The sequence below is a fragment of the Eudoraea algarum genome, from assembly GCF_050589645.1.
GTDB lineage: Bacteria > Bacteroidota > Bacteroidia > Flavobacteriales > Flavobacteriaceae > JBNGOQ01.
On the sequence record NZ_JBNGOQ010000001.1, the window covers coordinates 443,826 to 462,391 of the forward strand.

The window sequence follows — 18,566 nt, forward strand, 5'->3', positions numbered from 1 at the left end:
ATGAAGCATTTAAATCTCAAATGTTCTTAATATTTGTGACCTAGGGTATGGGATCAACAAATGATTAGGAAATATTGCGAACTGGAGGTTGATAATGTTTGTAGATCAAAATTTAATGGCGCTAGAGTACAGAAACAAAATGATTGTAGCTATAACATCAATTGAGCTAAAATCGCCATTTAAAATTTTTGCTTTTTTAATATTTAATCAAAACATAGTTCATCAACTTAAATCCCATAACTGTATTGAATTTAAAAAGAAAGGTAGTTGGATAAAGTACTATACCATGACCTTGTGGAGAAATAAAGATGATATAAAAAGATTTGTTCATAATGAGGCGCACAAGCACGCAATTGGAAAGTCTAAAACAATAGCAAAAGAAATTAAAACGCTTACGATTGAAGCATATACGTTACCGAATTGGGAGGAGGCAATAATCTTGCTTAAAATCAAAGGGAAGTCACATGTTTAAATATAAATTGATAGAAAACCTAAATAAGTTATAAATCTCTGAGTCGTGAATCATATCTACTCTGGTCTTACTGATAAAAGTCGTTTTGCGCTAACGGACTTTAACTGTGCTTCTTTTTCGGAAAGATTGGGAAAGGGTAATAATTATAAAATAATTTGGGCAAGACAAGGGAACATAACTATTGGGATAGATGGGTATCAAATAATTGTAAAAAAGAACCACGTACTATTATGCTCTCCTTTAAATATCTTGGACATTGAACCTCATACCGAAGGTGCTATTTCTTTTATCTTCAGCAAAGAGTTTTATAACCTATGGGATTACACAGGTAAATTATCTTTTCAAGATTATCTTTTTCAAGGAGCACTAATCCTGCCATTAGTTCGACTTAATGAAGCCGACACCCAAAATTTTGAGCTATTATTTAAATTATTCAAGAAAGAATTTGAACGCAAGGATCGTTTTCAGGGAGAGATGTTAATGGTACTTTTAAAAAAATTGTTGATCATGTTCAAAAGAATGGTCAACAACCGGTGCGAAAATGATGAAATACCAAATAGAGCCTCTACCGTTATAGGAGAATTCAGTTATTTGGTAGAAACACATTTTAGAAATAAACATCAGGTCACTGATTATGCGGAGTTGCTCCACAAATCTCCTAAAACCATTTCAAGTATCATTAAAAAACATACCAAAAAGACAGCCTTATCATTCATAAATGAACGTATCCTCATTGAGGCAAGACGTCTATTGCTATTCTCAGATAAAACTTCTGAGGAAATTGCCTACAATTTGGGATACAGCGAACCGGGTAACTTTTCAAAATTTTTTAAAAAAAATGTAGGTACAAGTCCTACTCAATTTAGAAAAAGAGTATTTACTCCGGTTACCTAGGTGGAATGTACAAGCAATTTGGAATTATCCACATTTTACAACACGTATTCTTCGGTTAAGTTTGTAGTGTTCACTGTAAAAGCATGTATCGTCTTCACTAGATATAGCCTAGGTTGAGGATATATGGAACATTTATTTCAACGAATATGTTAACACTCGGATAGTATGTCAGAAAATGTATTAAATCACTTCCTTTCGCTATTGTCATCAGGTAATTATAACGTTTTGGTCGAAAAATATTATGCAGACATAGTCAATGTAATTCTAGATAATATGGCTAAAACCAATAAAAAAACTTCGGCTATACAGCTACTTCAAAAGGTGGTGGAACCTCTGCAGATTTTACAGTTTAAAGTGGCGGACATTGAGTATACCGCGAACCACATTTCTTATATAATTTATTTGGTAACAATGGACGAAAATCATCAAATCGATTTCAGTGAACACCAAATCTTGAATAAATGGCAAGACAACCTTATTTGTTACCATAAACATTTGGTAATTAACCAATAAAAACAATAAAAATGAATCACAAACTTTTAGGAACACTGGTATTGGGAGTTTTATTTACTCTTACTTCTTGCAATGACGTTGAGAAAGGTTATGAAAATGTAACGTTTTACACATTCGAGGGAGATGAACTCATTCGGCCTACCAACTATAGAACCTGGGTCTATGTTGGAGCACCGGTAACACCCAACGAACTAAATAACGGATTGGCGCCATTTCCGGAAATTCATAGTGTATACATAGATCCTGTGAGTTACGAACATTATAAAGCTACCGGAGAATTCAGGGACGGTACCATTCTGATGAAAGAATTGATTAGCGTGGGTGCAAAAACCGCCACCAGTGGCAACGGTTACTTCATGGGCGAATTTCAAGGTTTAGAGGCCACTATTAAGGATAAAACACGATTCCCTGATGAACCCGGTAATTGGGCCTATTTCAGTTTTACCAATCACGATGAACCAAATTTGAAGGACAGGGGCGTTGCCTTTAAGACTAACCAATGCAATCTATGCCACGACCAGACTGCAGCGGACGATTTTGTATTCACACAATTTTATCCCGTCTTGCGTGCTGCTAAAGGAGTTGGGGCCGATGTTGTTCCGGAGAATTCCTCACAACGCGGTGATGGACCCTTCAGTATGATGCATATGAGTGAAGATCCAATGGATGAAATATGGCAAGCTGGTGCTCCTACGCCAGAGGGTTTGAATTTAGATCTGCCAGTGGATAAGGAAGCACTGTTCTCTTTTTTGTCAGATAAGAAATATGAAGCGTTTAAAGCAAAAGAAAAGGGCAGACATCCGTCCGCGGGACCTCATACGAAACTGGGGCTTCCGGTAAGAGTTTATATGAACGAAGCTATCGTAAATTCCCTGGAGGCAAACAATAGTGAACACCCCATGGGATCCGCTATAGTAAAGGAAATGTTCGATGCGAACAACAACCTATCTGGTTGGGCGGTTATGGTCAAGACCCAGGAAATTTCAGATGAAGGTAATGGTTGGTTCTGGTACGAGGTGACCAGCGCAGAGAATTCCAATGCTCTCCAGGCCATTGGCAATGGTGTTATTGGATGTACCAGTTGTCATATGATAGGTAGCAAAGACATGGTAAAAACTGTATATCCTTTTCAGAATTAAAGGCAATTAGGTAATCTAAACCTTGATTTTAGGGAAATTTAAAGTGAATCTATGTGACGGAGCTTGTGCCAGGGCAATCTATTCTCTTACAGAGTTCAATTTTTTCATGGTAATCGGATAAGCTTGAAGTTATCCACGTCTTAAGTTGATCTCCTTTGCTTTTGAGAATTAATCGGAAAGAACAAACGAAGGGGTTAAAGGTTGTCAGAGGCCCTTTTCCTCCATCAATTCCTGAATCCCATCCAAAATCCAGGGCATCAACTCGGAAACCGTGGGATGGACCAATACCACCTTTCTATAATGCTTACACGGAATATTGGAATGCATGATCGTGGCAAACATATTGATGATTTCATCGCCCCCGACCCCTAAAATAGAAGCACCCAGGATCAGGTCCGTATCGGCATCCACCAATAACTTGGCAAATCCCTTGGTTTCGCCCATTTCTTTGGCCCGACTTATCCTGCTCATCGGTCTGATGGCCTTTAAAACGTTCTTGCCACTTTTTCTGGCGTCTTTTTCCGTCATGCCCACCCGGCCCAGTGGGGGGTCGGTAAACAGGCCATAGATCAAATTCCGTCCGTCGAGCGTCCGGTCCCCTCCGAAGAGCTTGTCCAAAACGATCTCTGCATCGTTCACTGCGGTATGGGTAAACCCGCCATGTCCGTTAACATCGCCCACCGCGTAGACCCCTTTGACGGCCGTTTCGCAATAGTTGTCCACTTCAATATAGCCACGGGCATTGGTTTTTATTCCGGTACTTTCCAAGTTTAGCGTATCGCTGTTGGGAACCCGCCCTGCTGCTACCAAGATCTGGTCTCCGGACAATAACTTCGCTTCCCCGTTTACTTGGATCTCCACTTCTTTGGAATCGCCTTTTTGCGTAATTTTTAGGGTGTTGGCATGGCAGTAAATATCGATTCCTTCCTCTTCCAAAAATTCTTGTACGGCCTTGGCTACATCCTCGTCTTCCCGGGGCATCAACTGGGTCCCGCGCTGGATAATACTGACCTTGGCCCCAAATCTCCGGAACACCTGCGCAAATTCCACCCCGATATAGCCTCCCCCAATGATTACCAAATGTTCGGGGACCTTATCCAGATCTAACAGTCCGGCACTATCCAACCAATCTACAGCATCCAAACCTGGAATTGGCGGGGCCGACGGCCGGGTCCCCACATTGATGTATATATGGTCTGCGGTACATGCCTCGCCATTCACCTCCACTTGTTTTTTTCCTATAAACCTGGCGGTGCCCATCATGAGGTCCACATTGGGGGTGTTGTCCATCCAGTTGGTTAGGCCTTTGCTGCCACCATTTCTAATACTGTTCATACGCGCTCTTACCTTTCCATAATCAAGCTGTAAATTCTCGGCCCGAAAGCCATAAAAATCCCCTCTTTGGGCCTGATGGAAGGTTTTTGCGGAGGCCACTAGGGTTTTGGTAGGGGTACAGCCATAGTTCACACAACTGCCGCCCACTTTATCCGCTTCAATAACCCCAATAGTGGCCTTGGTGGGAATGAGTTTTCCCAGTAACACTCCTGTTGCCTGACCTGTTCCGATAATAAGATGGGAAAAATGCTTCATGATGTTAAGGGTATTTGTGTTTTACAATGGGTCCAATGTACAATGGGTTACGCGCTGCCCGAGATTATGGGTCAAGTTGCCGTCCTTCCCATGGCGCAAATGATTTGCCCTGACCTAAAGATAAATGATTTAAGGGTTTCTATATAACAAACCCAACGGTAATTGAAAGCGCACCCATGCGGGGCATTTTTTGGGCGAACTCCATTCCATAAGCCATGAAAGCAGTACTTTTTGGATAAAATTCGGTGATTTTAGGTGGTCAGGTCCGTTTCGAATTTGATTGTAAAAAATGGCCTATGGTCAACCGGGCCAAAGAGTCAGTGAGCAACTTCATGACCCCTAACCTTTACGAATACACGGACGGGATGTCCCAGACCTCTTTAATCTTACCGTCAACAATACGCCAAACCACCACCACATGGGTAGCTATTTGTTGATCTTCCAGGGTCATGGTGTTCTTGCTGTGCACCACGACCAGTTCATCTCCGGCAGCAAAGATAGAAATCGGATTAACTTTAAAGGTGCCTTTGGTAAGTCCTCCTATTTTTTCGAAGAACGCCTGAAAACCTTTTGGGCCCACATAGTCTCCCTGGACATCGGGGAGTCGCGGATTAAAATAACGAAAGACGGCATCCTCGGCCAACAGGTCAGCAGCTCCGGCGATATTCGTGAGATCCAATTTCTTCAAAACAGCGATGTTGGGATGCTCTTGATTCATGATAGATGTTTTTAGGATTACACTGGAACTACAAAATTAATCCTGATCACGCCCAATTAAAATGATATCAATCAGTTAACGGATGCTGACATTCTTGAACACTAGGCAGTAAGCAGTGTGCACACCTACGCCATCCACATGTCGCCATAGCTTTAGCGGAGGCACAGGCTGTGGTGTATGCTGACAGTGGGCGGTTTGCAATGAACAATTTTCAATTAACAGAAACCAGAAACCAGAAACCGTAAGCAGTAGGCAGTTTTCAGTGTTGGCCGTTAAGTCTTAAGTGTTGAATTATGAACGATGAGTTGGCAATGCGCTTGGCGCTTAGCGTATGGCGCGCTACATTGTATCCGGCAGTGGGCAGTGAACAATAAACAATTAGCAATTAACAATGATCAACCAGGAACCTTGGGCTTGCACTTGCACTTTGAACATTGGGCAGGGGGCAGTTGTCAGTGCTAAGTCCTGACCTCTGACCTCGGATTTCTGACCTCTGACTTCTGATTTCTGAGCACTGATCACTGAATGTGGCCTCCCAGCGATTATCCCTTTTCCTCAAAACCTATTGAAATTGGAACCGGTTCGTTTATTGAATCGTTGAACGAGCAGTGGTTGCAGTGGTATTAAATCCTTTCACTATGAGCCATATCCCCAAAACCAATTCATTGAGACCCATGGGCATCATCATCCACATTCTGAACGTTTTGGTGAATATAATTAACATGACCTCCGTGAACAATAGCAAGACGGCCAGTAACCCCCAGACGGATAGGAATCGCGGGATGAGCTTTGATCTAAACAACAAGTAATAAAAGGTCGAGGCACTTAGGCAATAAACGATAAGGTTTAGGTCGACCGTTGAATTACGCCCCGATCTGAGCGCTTTGCCCAAAACCTCAAAATGGGAAGATTCCGGCATTCCTGCTTGTACAAATTGCTGGCCTGTTGATAACAGGATCAAAAGAACGGTTCCGGCAGCAACCCACGCAAATAGCTCACCCAGCCTAAGCCCCACATACCATAGGGCAATACGCTCGCTATGTTGTTTTAAAATGGGAAATAGCAGAACCGCTATGCCAAAAACCGATGCCCCACAAACCAGGTCAAAGAGGATGGCTATTTTCACCTCGGTGGCCTGAGCGGCCACATCCGCCAAAAAGTCTGAACCTCCTAATAAAGGCGATAATATCACTTCGTGACTTATAACTGCCGCAGTCATCTGCAGCAGAAACAATACGCCTGCAATTCGGACGGCCTTTCTGTTAGAGATCATCGGTATAGTTTTTTAGGTTGATGGGCAACTGTGGGTTGCTAACTATCTATAAAGACGTTTTTTTTACATCAATAGTTGCCTAACGGTCCTGAATTTGTAGCCATGCCTTAGTACCCCGCAGCCTGACCGTCTTTCCTCGATTCGGATGCTCCGTAATAAACGCCGTCTTTCAATAGGATGGCTTGATACCCTCCATAAATCCCTTTTCGCATCCTTAAAACATGCCCTTTATCCATAAGTTCACTTAGGGTCTCATAGTCAAAACCCGACTCCAGGTAGACATCCCCATTTGTTGACCGTTCTCCTCTATGATAAATTCGAGGCGCATCTCCCGCTTCCTGAACATTCATCTTGAAATCAATTAGGTTCACGATGATTTGGGCATGACCTTGGGGTTGCATGTCACCGCCCATAAGGCCAAAACTCATAAAGGGGGCATTGTCCCTGGTCACAAAAGCAGGGATAATGGTGTGAAAGGGTCTCTTATTGGGAGCATACTGGTTAATATGACCCTCCTCCATCACAAACCCCGCACCCCTATTTTGAAGTACAAAACCTAGACCCTTGGGCACCTGTAGGGAGCCGAACAGCGCAGCATTACTTTGTATAAGGGAGATCATAGTACCGTCTTTATCGGCAACCGTTAAATAGATGGTATGGTCTCCTGCCATTATTCCGGGTTCATAGGTCCCGGCCTTATCGATATCGATGTTTTTTCTTCTTGCTGCGGCATATGCATCAGATAATAATTCATCCAATGGAATGCGGCCAAAGTTCGGGTCACCATAATATTTTTTCATATCCTCATACGCCAACTTCTTGGCTTCAAGAAAATGGTGTATATGGGCCGAACTACCAAATCCCATGCTGGCGATGTCGAATCCTTTTAAAATATTCAATATTTGTAAAGCCCCTATTCCCTGACCATTGGGGGGCATTTCCCAAATATCATAGCCTCTATAATTAATGGATACCGGATCAACCCAAACGGCTTTGTTTTGGGCCAAATCTTCTTGTGTAAGATAGCCCCCGTTTTCAGCCATTAGGTCTTCTATGGCTTGGGCGATTCTTCCTTTATAAAATCCATCCCTACCTTCTTGGGCAATGATTTCCAGGGTGTTGGCCAGGTCCGGATTTTTAAAGATTTCTCCCTTTTCGGGGAATCTGCCTTCCTCCGTAAAATAAACGTGTTTAAAGGTCTCGTTATCCGATGACGTAATACGAGGTTCAACAAGTTTGAAAAAATCGGCAGTTTCCGAGGTGATGGGTATGCCTTCCCGAGCGTAATTTATAGTGGGCCTAAGTAAGGCTTCAAATTTCAGTTTGCCGAATTTTTTATGAAGTGCAAACCAGCCGTCAACGCAACCGGGCGTGGTCACCGAAAGGATACCAGATCGATAGGTACGCCCATTTTTTAGTTCCTCCTTTAGTTTATCCAGGGACAAGTTTTGGGGAGATTTTCCACTGGCATTGAGGCCATGGAGTTTTTGAGTTTTGGCATCCCAAACAATCGCGAAAAGGTCACCGCCAATTCCGTTCATGCCGGGATCTGCTAAACCCAAAAAGGCATTGGCTGCGATAGCAGCGTCAATGGCACTTCCTCCTTTTTTAAGGGTTTCGATCGCAATTTGGGTGGCAAAAGGATGATTGGTAGCTGCCATGCCGTTTCTTGCCAGTACCTCAGACCGGCTTGCAAACGATTTCCCGGAAAGTCTGTCCTGAGCTTCCAGCACGGTAAAACCCAATAGCAATACAACCAATAAACCTGCTTTCCCCATACTGTTGCCCCTTTGTCACCTAGGTAGAAATGGAACGAATAATCATATAATACCTATACGAACCATACTAATTTAATGTTTTTTGAATTGGTGTCCAATGCCCCTAAAAAAAGGCCGGTAAAAAGCGGGGAATGGAAAAGTCCATATGCCGTAAAAGGTTCATTTTAGAGGACCTTCTTCCTCCTATTTTTCCGCTGGGCGAAGCGAAAACCGCCCAACGTATAATGGTGAAATGTCAAAATATTGGATACTTTTTGTAAATTTTTTTTACACTTTTGGGGTCATTTTTTTAAAATTGTTTACAAAGTGTTAATACACAGCTATTTATAAACGTGGCACAAATATGGTAATATGGTAGTCATCATGGTTTCCATCCGTAGCGGGGACGCTGTTGTGTCCATAACAGGGTTGCTACAGTATGGAAAACGAAAAATCATCATCAAAAAACGACAGTCATGCTTAAAACGTATTTAAAAATCGCCTGGAGGAGCCTTAAAAAACAACCCTTCTTTACCTTCCTCAACATTTTTGGGCTGGCCATAGGCATAGCCGGAGGGCTCCTTATCTCACTGTATATCCTTGATGAACTGAGTTACGATGCCATGTTTGCCGATGCGGACCGTATCCACCGGGTAAACGCGGACATTAAATTCGGCGGTGAGGCCCGCGAGTTTGCCGTAACCCCTGCCCCGATGGCAGAAGCCGTGGACAATGATTTTTCCGAAGTGGAACTTGCCACCAGGTTTCGTACCCGCGGTAGCGTATTGGTAAAACCCTCGGGGACCGAAATCAATGTGAAGGAGTTGCAATCCACTTTTGTGGACTCTACCTTTTTTAAAATGTTTGGAATAAAGCTGTTGGTGGGCGATGTAAAAACGGCCCTAAAACAGCCCAATACCCTAGTTTTGACCAGGACCGCTGCGGAAAAGCACTTCGACATCAACAAGGCCGTGGGCCAGACCCTACTGTTGAACAATACCCAAACGTTTACGGTAACCGGCATAATAGATGACCTGCCAAAGAATTCCTTTTTAAGGGACCACTCGGTCTTTATGGCAATGGCCGGTTATGAAGACTCCAGGATTGTAAACTGGGGCAGCAACAATTACCAGACCTTTATTAAATTGATTCCGACGGCCAAGGTGGATGACATTCAGGCCCCTTTGCGGGATTTTTTGGGAAAATATGTGGTTCCCGGGGTGCAGCAATTTATGCCGGGCATTACGGAAGAACAGTTCAAAGCCGCGGGCAACCATTTGATCTATAGCACCATTCCGTTGACCGATATACACCTTAGGTCCGACAGGGTGGCGGAGATAAGTCCCAACAACAATATACAGAGCATTTATATCCTGGGTTTTATAGCGGTATTTCTCCTGGTTTTGGCCTGCGTGAACTTTATGAACCTGTCTACGGCACACTCGTTAAAAAGGGCCAAAGAAGTAGGGGTCAGAAAAACTTTGGGCTCCAATAAAGCGGATTTGATCCGTCAGTTTTTGGTGGAATCGGGCCTGGTGTCCTTTGGCGCCCTACTGGTTGCAATCCTTGTGGGGATAATGGCGCTGCCCTTCTTTAATGAGCTCGCCGACAAGGATATTTCAATACCCTACGGGAATCCTCTTTTCTGGCTGATCCTGTTGGCCTCCGGTATTGTCCTGGGTCTTTTTTCCGGAAGCTATCCCGCTTTCTTTATGTCAAAATTTGTTCCTGTAAAAGTACTTAAAGGTTCCAATAGCAATAACCTGGGGGGGAGCAAGGTAAGGAACGGACTGGTCATTTTCCAGTTCGCTATTTCCGTTTTTTTGATTATTGGAACCTTGGTGGTCTATCAGCAATTGAAATATATCCAAAACAAGGATTTGGGCTTTTCCAAAGATCAGGTACTGGTGGTCAATGACGTATACACGGTTGGGAATCAAATTAGCTCGTTCAAGGAAGAGGTGAAAAAATTGGGGTACGTGAAAGATGCCACCTTGAGCAGTTTTTTCCCCACACCCTCGGCGCGCGGGGACAGCACCTTTGCTCCCGAAGACGGGGCAACCGATCAGGAACGTGCGCTTAGTATGCAGACCTGGGGCGTGGACCATGATTATATTTCCACCATGGGATTTGAAGTAATTGCGGGCAGGAATTTTGACAGAAGGTTTAAAAATGACTCCACAGGCATCATCATCAATGAATCCGCGGTCGCAACGATCGGATTGCCCCCACAGGAGGTTATAGGCAAACGTTACACCCCGGACATGGGCGCGGCCGATGCCAAATTCTATACCATTATAGGTGTAGTGAAGGACTTTCACTTTTCACCCTTTAGGGAAGATATAGAAGCCTTAAGCCTGCACCTTAGCGATCAGGCGGGTTCCATGGCCATTAAGCTGAGCAGTGCGGATTTTCAGAGCGCCATTGCCGGTGTCGAAGCGGTTTGGAACAAACTGGCCCCAGGGCAGCCGTTCGACTACTATTTTATGGAAGATTCCTTCAACAAAACCTATAAGGCCGAGCAGCGATTGAGCCGTATCTTTTTCATTTTTACCTCGCTCTCCATTCTCATAGCATGTCTGGGATTGTTTGGATTGGCCGCTTTTAATGCCGAAAAGCGAACCAAGGAAATTGGCGTCAGAAAAGTACATGGGGCCAGTATAACCCAAATATCCTATAGGCTCACCATGGATTTTCTTAAACTTGTGGGCATAGCCATATTGGTCTCATTGCCCATAGGTTGGTTTGCCATGAACGAATGGCTCCAAAACTTCTCCTACCGGATAGAGATGGGTTGGGAAGTGTTTGTTGCAGCGGCCTTTATGGCCGTAACCATTGCGATCATAACGGTAAGCTACCAAAGTATCAAAGCGGCCATCGTAAACCCTGTGAAGAGTTTGCGAACGGAGTAGCCCAACAAAAGGTTCGTTTTTCAGGGCCATTAAATAGCGGTTGGCATATGGTATGTTGGCGTCCCGAAGGGCGGCCAGGAACTATATGTTCTACACCTTTTTTGTTCATATTTCTTTAAAAACCTTAGTACTTCTTTGATGCGATATAAATCAGCTTTAATTTCAATCTCATCAATAGGTTTGCTGGTAAAAGACCGCTTCTCTATCGAGTTTCGTTTTCTGGTCTTTTTGTGTCCATCTTTTTCCATGTTATTATTCAGTGGTCCGGAATGTAAGGACAAGATCATTGATCCTATATCCATATATAAGGACAATTCTGATTTTAATGTTCTTTGAATTCGTATTCAGGGCTACTAAAACGGGCCAATTGGCGCAACCTCCTCTTTAATTGAATAATTTACTACATTACAGTCTTTCGGAATCAACTTGTTTGTTAGGATGAATGCTAGCCCATTTTTAATTGGCCTTTATATTTGTATGCTGTTGCAGGTTCTGGTGGCCGGTGTCTTGAATCTTCTTCAAAAAAATAACCGAAATAGAATTCTTGGTGTTTTTTGCCTGCTTATTGTCGTAATAACCCTGAAAATTGCGTTTTTTGGTTATGTGGAGAACTCATGGCCTGTCTATTTTCTAATAGGAGGGCCAATGCTTATGCTCTTTGCCCCGTTATTGTACGTTTATTTGCTCACCTCTAAAAAAGGGGCTTTAACCAGAGGGGATCTTCGCCACTTGTTCGTGGCTCTGTTGGTCTATTTGTTAGTACACCCTATTCGTATTTTGTTTTTTGATATTTCACACTATGAAATGGCTCCCTTTTATGTTCTGCTCATATTCCTTTTCAATAGTTTTTATTTCTTTAAGGGCCTCAAACTGTTTAGAACGCTATTAAGGTCAATACTCAAACCCTATCCCCAAATGCGTTTTAAGCTGTTCTATATAACAGCCAACACTTACATACTTCTTAGGATACTGGTGCTTTGTTTTCTCTCGGTAACCAGAACGTTTCCAGGCACTACTCCCTCAAGAGCATTGGAAACCGCGCTTTTCCCTATATATGAATATGTGCTCACACCATTGTTCATAGTATTATGTATTGTGTTGATTTTTTACAGTTTTACCGAGTTGCGTTGGATGAAAAAATATTTTTTGACGCTATCAATTCACGAACAACCCATTGATTTAAGTGGGAGTTTCAAAAAATCCATAGAAACCCTGATCATTACCAACAGGGCTTATTTAGACCCAAATTTTAACCTGAACCAGTTCGTGAGGACAAACCAATTGAATCAAACTTTTATTAGGCAATATTTAAAAGCGGGCAACTACGATAATTTCTCCGAGTTTATCAATGCGCTCAGAGTTCAAAGTTTTAAGGACAAGATTGCCCAAGATTTCTACAAGAATTACGATTTTTTCAGCATAGCCAGGGATTGTGGTTTTAGGTCTAAAGCAACCTTCTACAGGGTATTCCGAAAGTATGAAGGAATGACCCCGAGCGAATACGAAAGAACCCTAAAAAGATAAGTAGCTTTTTTTGGGTATTTCGGAATGGGGCAGCGGTTGTTTGAAGGGCATTCTCCAAAGTCCCGTCTGCTGAAATGAAAGCGGAAACTGGAAAAGTAATATAGTATCGCCTACCTGTAGACGGACCACTTTTTATCTGGAGCTTCACTTCATCTACAACGCCCGTACGCGTCAATCATAGGAGGTCTCATTTACGCAAAATGATACCAATACAGCCGGTTTATTCAAACATAAAAAACGGTATTTGGCTATCTTGTGTGACCGAATCCAAACAAAAAAATGATGAAAAAGATATGCATAACGTTCGCTGTCTTGGCGCTTGTTGCTTGTAGTTCGTCCAGCGCTGACGACCCCATGGAAATGGGCAATTCTGATGATACCCCTCCGGTTCCCGTATTGACCAGTATTACGATCGAGTCATCTAACGGCAATCAACTCGACCTAAATAGCGGAACCACTGTTTTAACGGCCGAAGGTGTTGATCAATTTAATAATGCCATCGCCTTCAGTTCTTCACCCCAATGGTCCTCCAATAACAGCAATGTAAGCGTGGATGAGGATGGGAATGTCACGGCCCAGAGGGAGGGCTCGTCAATAATAATGGTTGTTTCGGGGGACGTTCAGGCAATTTTCAATATTGTGGTGGTCGATGTCTCCCGGGCATCGGCCTTGGAGCTGTTTGTGAGCGATGCGGGCAATTTTGACAGCCCTCCCTGGAAGATTCTGAGGTACGATGGAAATGGCCAGAACCCTAGTGTTTTTATAAATCAGAACCTGGCATGGCCGCAAGACATCCTATTTTTGGAAGCGGAGGGTACGGTTTTAATCTCAAATCTGAATAGCGGGGAGATTACTCGCTACGATGCAGCCACAGGAGATTTTATTGACAACTTCGCTACAGGAATTTCCGGACCTACCAGGATGAAAATAGGGGCAGACAACTTATTGTACGTTTTGCAATGGTCCGGGAACGGTAGGGTGCTGCGATATCAATTGGACGGAACCTTTGTTGATGAATTTACAAGCGTTGGTGTAAATCAGAGCATAGGCCTGGATTGGGATTCCGATGGAAACCTCTATGTTTCTTCATTTGGTAGCGCTTTCGTTAAAAAGTTTGATGCCGCGGGAGTGGAATTGGAAACTTTCATTAACTCCAACCTGCAAGGCCCTACGAATATCTGGTTTGATGACTCGGGGGATTTATTGGTAAACGATTGGGTGGCAGGAGTCGTTCAACGTTTTGACGCCTCCGGGAGTTTCCTTAATACATATTTAGCCGGACTTAATCAACCTGAAGGGATTGCTACCCTGCCAGATGGAAAATTTCTAATAGGGAATGGCGGCACCGGAGCGGTCAAGATGTATGATGTGGATGGGCGTTTTATTAGCGATTTGGTTTCCAGTGGATCAGGAGGGTTGGCTACTCCAAACGCAATTTTTATCAAACAGATAAATTAGGCGTTTACGGCCGCGTTACATAGGTAGAGCTTTGCTCCACCTTAAGGGAAGCGTATTAGGAATTAAAATTCAAATAAGTAATTTCATTATGTGTAGTTGAATTGCAATAGCCCATTGCACAGGGACATCCTTTCCAAGAACTTTATTGATAAATTTCACTGGAGGGGGTGTCCTTTTTTAGTCTCCCAGTGCCTGCTGTTTTTTCCAATAAAACTATTTTCACGAACTTTCCCCAACAATCGGGACCAATGGCAGACACTATAACATATCAAAGGCACGAACCCTTTATAGATTTGAAAAAGTACATCAGTTATTACTGGTATATGGAAAATGAGGCCGAAGAGGAGCAAGCCTATCCGGATCTCTTGATTCCCGACGGTTATCCCGAAATTATTTTTATACTCGAGGGCGCCTATCACAAAAGGCCGCTGATCGATGAGAGTCAGGTGGCGATCGTCAATAGCTCCAGTGTCGTAGGCATACAACACCAATCTTTGCTGGTAAAACGCATGGGCAAGGTGAGGCTGTTTGGCATAAAATTCAAGCCCATGGGGTTTTACCGCTTCTTTGGACCCATGGCTGCCCGTACCCTTGGGCATACCTTGTCGCTCCATGAATTTGATATACCTTATCTGTTGGAACTGGAGGGCAGTTTAAGAAAATCGGAATCCCCGGATAAGGCCGTAGCAAGGATCGATCATACATTGGACGCCCATAAGTCCGGACTCAAATACTCAAAAAAGGAGGATGTGGTGCAGGAATGCATCAACGGGATATTGGAAACACAGGGCAATATGGGTTTGAACGAACTGTCGGCGAAGGTCGGGAAGGGCAAACGACAGATACAACGCTATTTTAAGGAATGTGTGGGCCTCTCTCCCAAAAGGTTTTCCAAACTGATACGGTTTAAATCCGTTTATAAAAAGGATGTGCTTTCCGAGACCTCCCTGGGCCACTTTTTTGATCACGGCTATTTTGATCAGAGCCACTTCATAAAGGATTTCAGGGCCAATTTGGGAACCACACCTTCCCATACCTCCTCCCATAAGTTTAGGGCCCAAAACAGGATTGCCAAAAAAAGTATGCGCCCATGACGCTTTTTTACTATCCCTAGCTCGGCAGGGCCCATACCTTTATCCAAAATTAAAAGCAAATCGTATGAAATCAATGAAGTCGTCCGCGTCATCCTTGCTTCTAAGGGCGACCCTTCTGGTTCTTTTTCTGCAAGCGAACGGTATGACGGGACAATCCCAAAGACAGGATAAGGTAGAAAATGAAATACAGGAGGCCCTAAGGTTGGAAACCCAATATTTTTACCAAAGGGATATCTCAAAATGGGAAGGGCAATGGTCGCACGGGCCCTTTGTGATGAAATGCTATGTCCGCGACGGCAAATACCTGGAGCAAATGGGATGGCCCGTTATCCAACAATCCGCAAAGGACTATATGAAGGCACATCCCAAACCCGAACCGGTCCCCACGGCTATGCCCGAATACAAAATTGAGGTTTTTGGAAAATCGGCCTTGGTGTCCTACATACAGCTCGACCCCACACAAGGGAGAAAAAGGGAAATCCGGGTAATGGTCAAGGAAAAGGACCAATGGAAGATTGCTTATATGAGCACCAATTATTTTACGGACTAGACATGCAGCGGGAAACATTGGGAGATACCGGAACCCTGGTCTCCGAACTGTGTTTGGGAACCATGTATTTTGGGACTAAAACGGATCAGGCACAATCGGAAAAACTGCTTGATCTCTTTGTCCAAAATGGAGGGAACTTTATGGACACTTCCAACAATTATTCCTTTTGGATGGATCACGGCACTGGCGACGAAAGCGAAAAGGCATTGGGAAAATGGTTTAAACGCTCGGGTGTACGCGATAAAGTCGTTTTGGCCACCAAGTGTGGCGCGCGTCCTACCTATTACGCTGGAGATATGAACACCATAAAACTGGAAGGACTCTCCTACGATACCATTATCAAGGCGGTGGAGGACAGCCTAAGGCGGCTACAAACCGATTATATAGATGTACTTTATGGGCACATAGACTTTATGGAATATCCTATCGATGAACGTCTAAAAGCCTTTACCCTGTTAAAGGAACAAGGGAAGATCAGGTTTGCCGGAACAAGCAATACCCAAGCATGGAGGGTAGCGGAAAGTCAGATGTACAGCAGGGATAAAGACCATGTGCCTTACCATTTTGTACAGCAGAAGTATTCCTTTCTTCGACCAAAACACAATGCCGACTTTTGGATTCAAAAATTGCTTGACGAAGAAATGATGAGCTATGCATCCAACAATCAGGATGTGACCCTTGTGGCCTATTCTACCTTATTGTCCGGATTTTATGGCAAAAGCGAAACCGCCTTGCCCGAGGAATATGCCACAGAAGATAATCGACTAAGACTATTGGCGCTCCAAGAGGTGGCCAACAGAAAATCGTGTACTATGAACCAGGTGGTACTTGCTTGGATTATGGCGCACACGCCAAAAATCATTCCTTTGATTTCTGCCAGTAAGACCGCACAGTTGGAGGAAAGTATAAAATCCGTGGATTGTAAATTGTCCAAGGAAGAATTCCATTTTTTAAGTAACTCGGGCATATGAAGGGATTACCGCTGCTTCCTGGCAACAGCCAAAGATGCCTTTGGAGCTTTTAAAAATTCAGGCGATATCAACCATTTTTCGGGAACGGTTATAGAAATGGTGCCCATATCATCCGTCGTGGGGCAGGCAGGCTCATTTTACGCCGGTTGCTAGCCATAAAATGCATAATTTTAAGGTAGCTTTGGTCAGCATGGAACACCTAGACGTTTTTGTGGCCTAAGCAGATGGTTAAACGGAATGAAAAATGGAAAGGAATTTTAAAATACCGGTAATTGGAAAAGCTACCGTTCCGTCCCCGCTTGGTCTAAGTACGGTTAGAGGGGACAATATTTTTAACTTTGTGCCCGATCAGGAACGCATACTATTTGATGTCTCCCTGGAAGATTTTAATCGCTGTCTAAACGAAAGTCGGGAACCCCTGTGCATGGAAAAAGCAGGGCCCAGGGAAACGGTTTTCTTCGCCCCGGAGAAGACTAAGGCGGCCATAGTGACCTGTGGTGGACTCTGCCCGGGCATAAACAACGTAATCCGAAGTCTGGTCATGGCTTTGCACTATTTCTATGGAGTAAAGGACATTGTTGGCATACCTTATGGTTATGAAGGCCTTAATATGAAGAAAAAGAGAGGTTTCATCAGATTGACCCCGGACAAAGTGAAGGACATCCACGAATTTGGCGGGACGCTCTTGGGATCTTCAAGAGGTGCCCAGGATGTTGGGGACATGGTCGATACTTTAGTGCAGGAGGGCATAAATCTACTGTTTACCATAGGGGGTGATGGCACCTTGAAAGGAACGGATGCCATTGGCAAGGAGATTGCTAAACGCGACCTTAAAATATGCGTTGCGGGCATTCCCAAAACCATAGACAACGATATTGACCTCATTGATAAATCCTTTGGTTTTGAAACCTCCTTTGATGTGGCAACGCCCATATTGCGCGATGCACATAACGAAGCCATCGGTGCCTATAACGGCATTTCAATCGTAAAATTGATGGGTCGGGATAGTGGATTCATTGCGGCCTCGGCTGCTATGGCCATGCCCGTGGCAAATTTTGTGCTGGTTCCTGAAATGGATTTCACCCTGGATGGTGAAAACGGTTTGTTACAATCGTTAAAACGCCGGTTAGATCTTAAACATCACGCCGTAATCGTGGTAGCTGAAGGGGCAGGCCAACACCTTTTTAACAGCGGGGAAAATACAATTACGGATGCCTCTGGCAACATTAAACACCAGGATATCGGAATATTCCTGAAAGAACGAATAGCGGAACATTTCAAAAGTATCGAGCAAGAGGTTACGATAAAGTACATCGACCCAAGTTATATCATTAGGAGCGCCGCTGCCAATGCGAGCGACAGTATCTTTTGCAGTAGATTGGCCTATCAGGCCGTGCACGGTGCCATGGCCGGGAAAACCAGATTCGTGGTGGGTATGGTGAACGGGAAGTATGTCTACTTGCCCATTACCGCAGTAGTGAACGAGCGGAAGAAAATAGATGTGGAAGGTGAGTTTTGGTTCGCGGTCCTTCAAAGTACGGGACAGGTCTTTGCGATGAAATAACGTGAAGGAGGACCGTATGGAAATACGCCTTTACCGCTCTTTCCCTAATTTGCAAATCAGAATTATCCAAAGCGCATAAAACATGCCAAATTAACGGCCACGTTGGGGGAACTATTTTTGCCACGCCAAGAATTAAG

Annotated in this window: 14 protein-coding genes; 10 read left to right on the forward strand and 4 right to left on the reverse strand. The window is 43.8% G+C overall.

Annotation, left to right across the window (positions count from 1 at the left end; all coding sequences use genetic code 11):
- The first annotated feature begins 115 nt into the window (after positions 1 to 115).
- From ACRD67_RS02050 to ACRD67_RS02060, 3 genes are all read left to right on the forward strand, one after another.
- Entirely contained in the window at positions 116 to 472 is a 357-nt protein-coding gene (locus ACRD67_RS02050) for a DUF3291 domain-containing protein (protein WP_430965367.1), read from the forward strand.
- A gap of 45 nt (positions 473 to 517) precedes the next feature.
- Entirely contained in the window at positions 518 to 1,366 is an 849-nt protein-coding gene (locus ACRD67_RS02055) for a helix-turn-helix domain-containing protein (protein ID WP_430965368.1), read from the forward strand.
- A gap of 524 nt (positions 1,367 to 1,890) precedes the next feature.
- Positions 1,891 to 3,018 (forward strand): cytochrome P460 family protein, encoded by a 1,128-nt coding sequence (locus ACRD67_RS02060; RefSeq protein WP_430965369.1) that lies wholly within the window; start codon positions 1,891 to 1,893, stop codon positions 3,016 to 3,018.
- Between the two features lie 204 nt (positions 3,019 to 3,222).
- Here the strand turns inward: ACRD67_RS02060 and ACRD67_RS02065 are convergent, their stop codons facing one another.
- The 4 genes from ACRD67_RS02065 to ggt form a co-directional block, all read right to left on the reverse strand.
- Entirely contained in the window at positions 3,223 to 4,608 is a 1,386-nt protein-coding gene (locus ACRD67_RS02065; RefSeq protein ID WP_430965370.1) for a mercuric reductase, read from the reverse strand.
- Positions 4,609 to 4,954: 346 nt separating this feature from the next.
- Positions 4,955 to 5,326, reverse strand: a complete 372-nt coding sequence (locus tag ACRD67_RS02070) for a nuclear transport factor 2 family protein (protein ID WP_430965371.1) — start codon at positions 5,324 to 5,326, stop codon at positions 4,955 to 4,957.
- Positions 5,327 to 5,912: 586 nt separating this feature from the next.
- On the reverse strand, positions 5,913 to 6,599 hold the full coding sequence (locus ACRD67_RS02075; protein ID WP_430965372.1) for a DUF4386 domain-containing protein: 687 nt from the start codon (positions 6,597 to 6,599) through the stop codon (positions 5,913 to 5,915).
- Between the two features lie 107 nt (positions 6,600 to 6,706).
- The gene (ggt, locus tag ACRD67_RS02080; protein WP_430965373.1) at positions 6,707 to 8,377 is read right to left on the reverse strand and encodes a gamma-glutamyltransferase; all 1,671 of its coding nucleotides are present in this window, start codon (positions 8,375 to 8,377) and stop codon (positions 6,707 to 6,709) included.
- A gap of 455 nt (positions 8,378 to 8,832) precedes the next feature.
- Here ggt and ACRD67_RS02085 point away from each other — a divergent pair, with 455 nt between their 5' ends.
- The 7 genes from ACRD67_RS02085 to ACRD67_RS02115 all read left to right on the forward strand — a co-directional run bounded on the left by ACRD67_RS02085 (position 8,833) and on the right by ACRD67_RS02115 (position 18,429).
- Complete coding sequence (locus ACRD67_RS02085) at positions 8,833 to 11,268, forward strand: ABC transporter permease (RefSeq protein WP_430965374.1); 2,436 nt, start codon at positions 8,833 to 8,835, stop codon at positions 11,266 to 11,268.
- 1,146 nt (positions 11,269 to 12,414) lie between these two features.
- Positions 12,415 to 12,792, forward strand: a complete 378-nt coding sequence (locus tag ACRD67_RS02090; protein WP_430965375.1) for an AraC family transcriptional regulator — start codon at positions 12,415 to 12,417, stop codon at positions 12,790 to 12,792.
- Positions 12,793 to 13,071: 279 nt separating this feature from the next.
- Positions 13,072 to 14,250, forward strand: coding sequence for a Vgb family protein (locus tag ACRD67_RS02095; protein WP_430965376.1), 1,179 nt, complete (start codon positions 13,072 to 13,074; stop codon positions 14,248 to 14,250).
- 248 nt (positions 14,251 to 14,498) lie between these two features.
- Positions 14,499 to 15,344 carry an AraC family transcriptional regulator gene (locus ACRD67_RS02100; protein ID WP_430965377.1) on the forward strand — a complete coding sequence of 282 codons (846 nt, stop codon included), beginning with the start codon at positions 14,499 to 14,501 and terminating at the stop codon, positions 15,342 to 15,344.
- 64 nt (positions 15,345 to 15,408) lie between these two features.
- Entirely contained in the window at positions 15,409 to 15,894 is a 486-nt protein-coding gene (locus tag ACRD67_RS02105; protein WP_430965378.1) for a hypothetical protein, read from the forward strand.
- A 2-nt stretch (positions 15,895 to 15,896) separates the two neighbouring features.
- The gene (locus ACRD67_RS02110; protein WP_430965379.1) at positions 15,897 to 16,865 is read left to right on the forward strand and encodes an aldo/keto reductase; all 969 of its coding nucleotides are present in this window, start codon (positions 15,897 to 15,899) and stop codon (positions 16,863 to 16,865) included.
- A 244-nt stretch (positions 16,866 to 17,109) separates the two neighbouring features.
- Complete coding sequence (locus ACRD67_RS02115; protein ID WP_430965380.1) at positions 17,110 to 18,429, forward strand: ATP-dependent 6-phosphofructokinase; 1,320 nt, start codon at positions 17,110 to 17,112, stop codon at positions 18,427 to 18,429.
- Positions 18,430 to 18,566 lie beyond the last annotated feature (137 nt).

Excerpts from the sequence above, each read along its gene's own strand:
- ACRD67_RS02050 (WP_430965367.1), top strand. The coding sequence starts at position 116 with ATGGCGCTAGAGTACAGAAACAAAATGATTGTAGCTATAACATCAATT.
- ACRD67_RS02060 (WP_430965369.1), top strand. The coding sequence starts at position 1,891 with ATGAATCACAAACTTTTAGGAACACTGGTATTGGGAGTTTTATTTACT.
- ACRD67_RS02065 (WP_430965370.1), bottom strand. The coding sequence starts at position 4,608 with ATGAAGCATTTTTCCCATCTTATTATCGGAACAGGTCAGGCAACAGGA.
- ACRD67_RS02070 (WP_430965371.1), bottom strand. The coding sequence starts at position 5,326 with ATGAATCAAGAGCATCCCAACATCGCTGTTTTGAAGAAATTGGATCTC.
- ACRD67_RS02075 (WP_430965372.1), bottom strand. The coding sequence starts at position 6,599 with ATGATCTCTAACAGAAAGGCCGTCCGAATTGCAGGCGTATTGTTTCTG.
- ggt (WP_430965373.1), bottom strand. The coding sequence starts at position 8,377 with ATGGGGAAAGCAGGTTTATTGGTTGTATTGCTATTGGGTTTTACCGTG.
- ACRD67_RS02085 (WP_430965374.1), top strand. The coding sequence starts at position 8,833 with ATGCTTAAAACGTATTTAAAAATCGCCTGGAGGAGCCTTAAAAAACAA.
- ACRD67_RS02095 (WP_430965376.1), top strand. The coding sequence starts at position 13,072 with ATGATGAAAAAGATATGCATAACGTTCGCTGTCTTGGCGCTTGTTGCT.
- ACRD67_RS02100 (WP_430965377.1), top strand. The coding sequence starts at position 14,499 with ATGGCAGACACTATAACATATCAAAGGCACGAACCCTTTATAGATTTG.
- ACRD67_RS02105 (WP_430965378.1), top strand. The coding sequence starts at position 15,409 with ATGAAATCAATGAAGTCGTCCGCGTCATCCTTGCTTCTAAGGGCGACC.
- ACRD67_RS02110 (WP_430965379.1), top strand. The coding sequence starts at position 15,897 with ATGCAGCGGGAAACATTGGGAGATACCGGAACCCTGGTCTCCGAACTG.
- ACRD67_RS02115 (WP_430965380.1), top strand. The coding sequence starts at position 17,110 with ATGGAAAGGAATTTTAAAATACCGGTAATTGGAAAAGCTACCGTTCCG.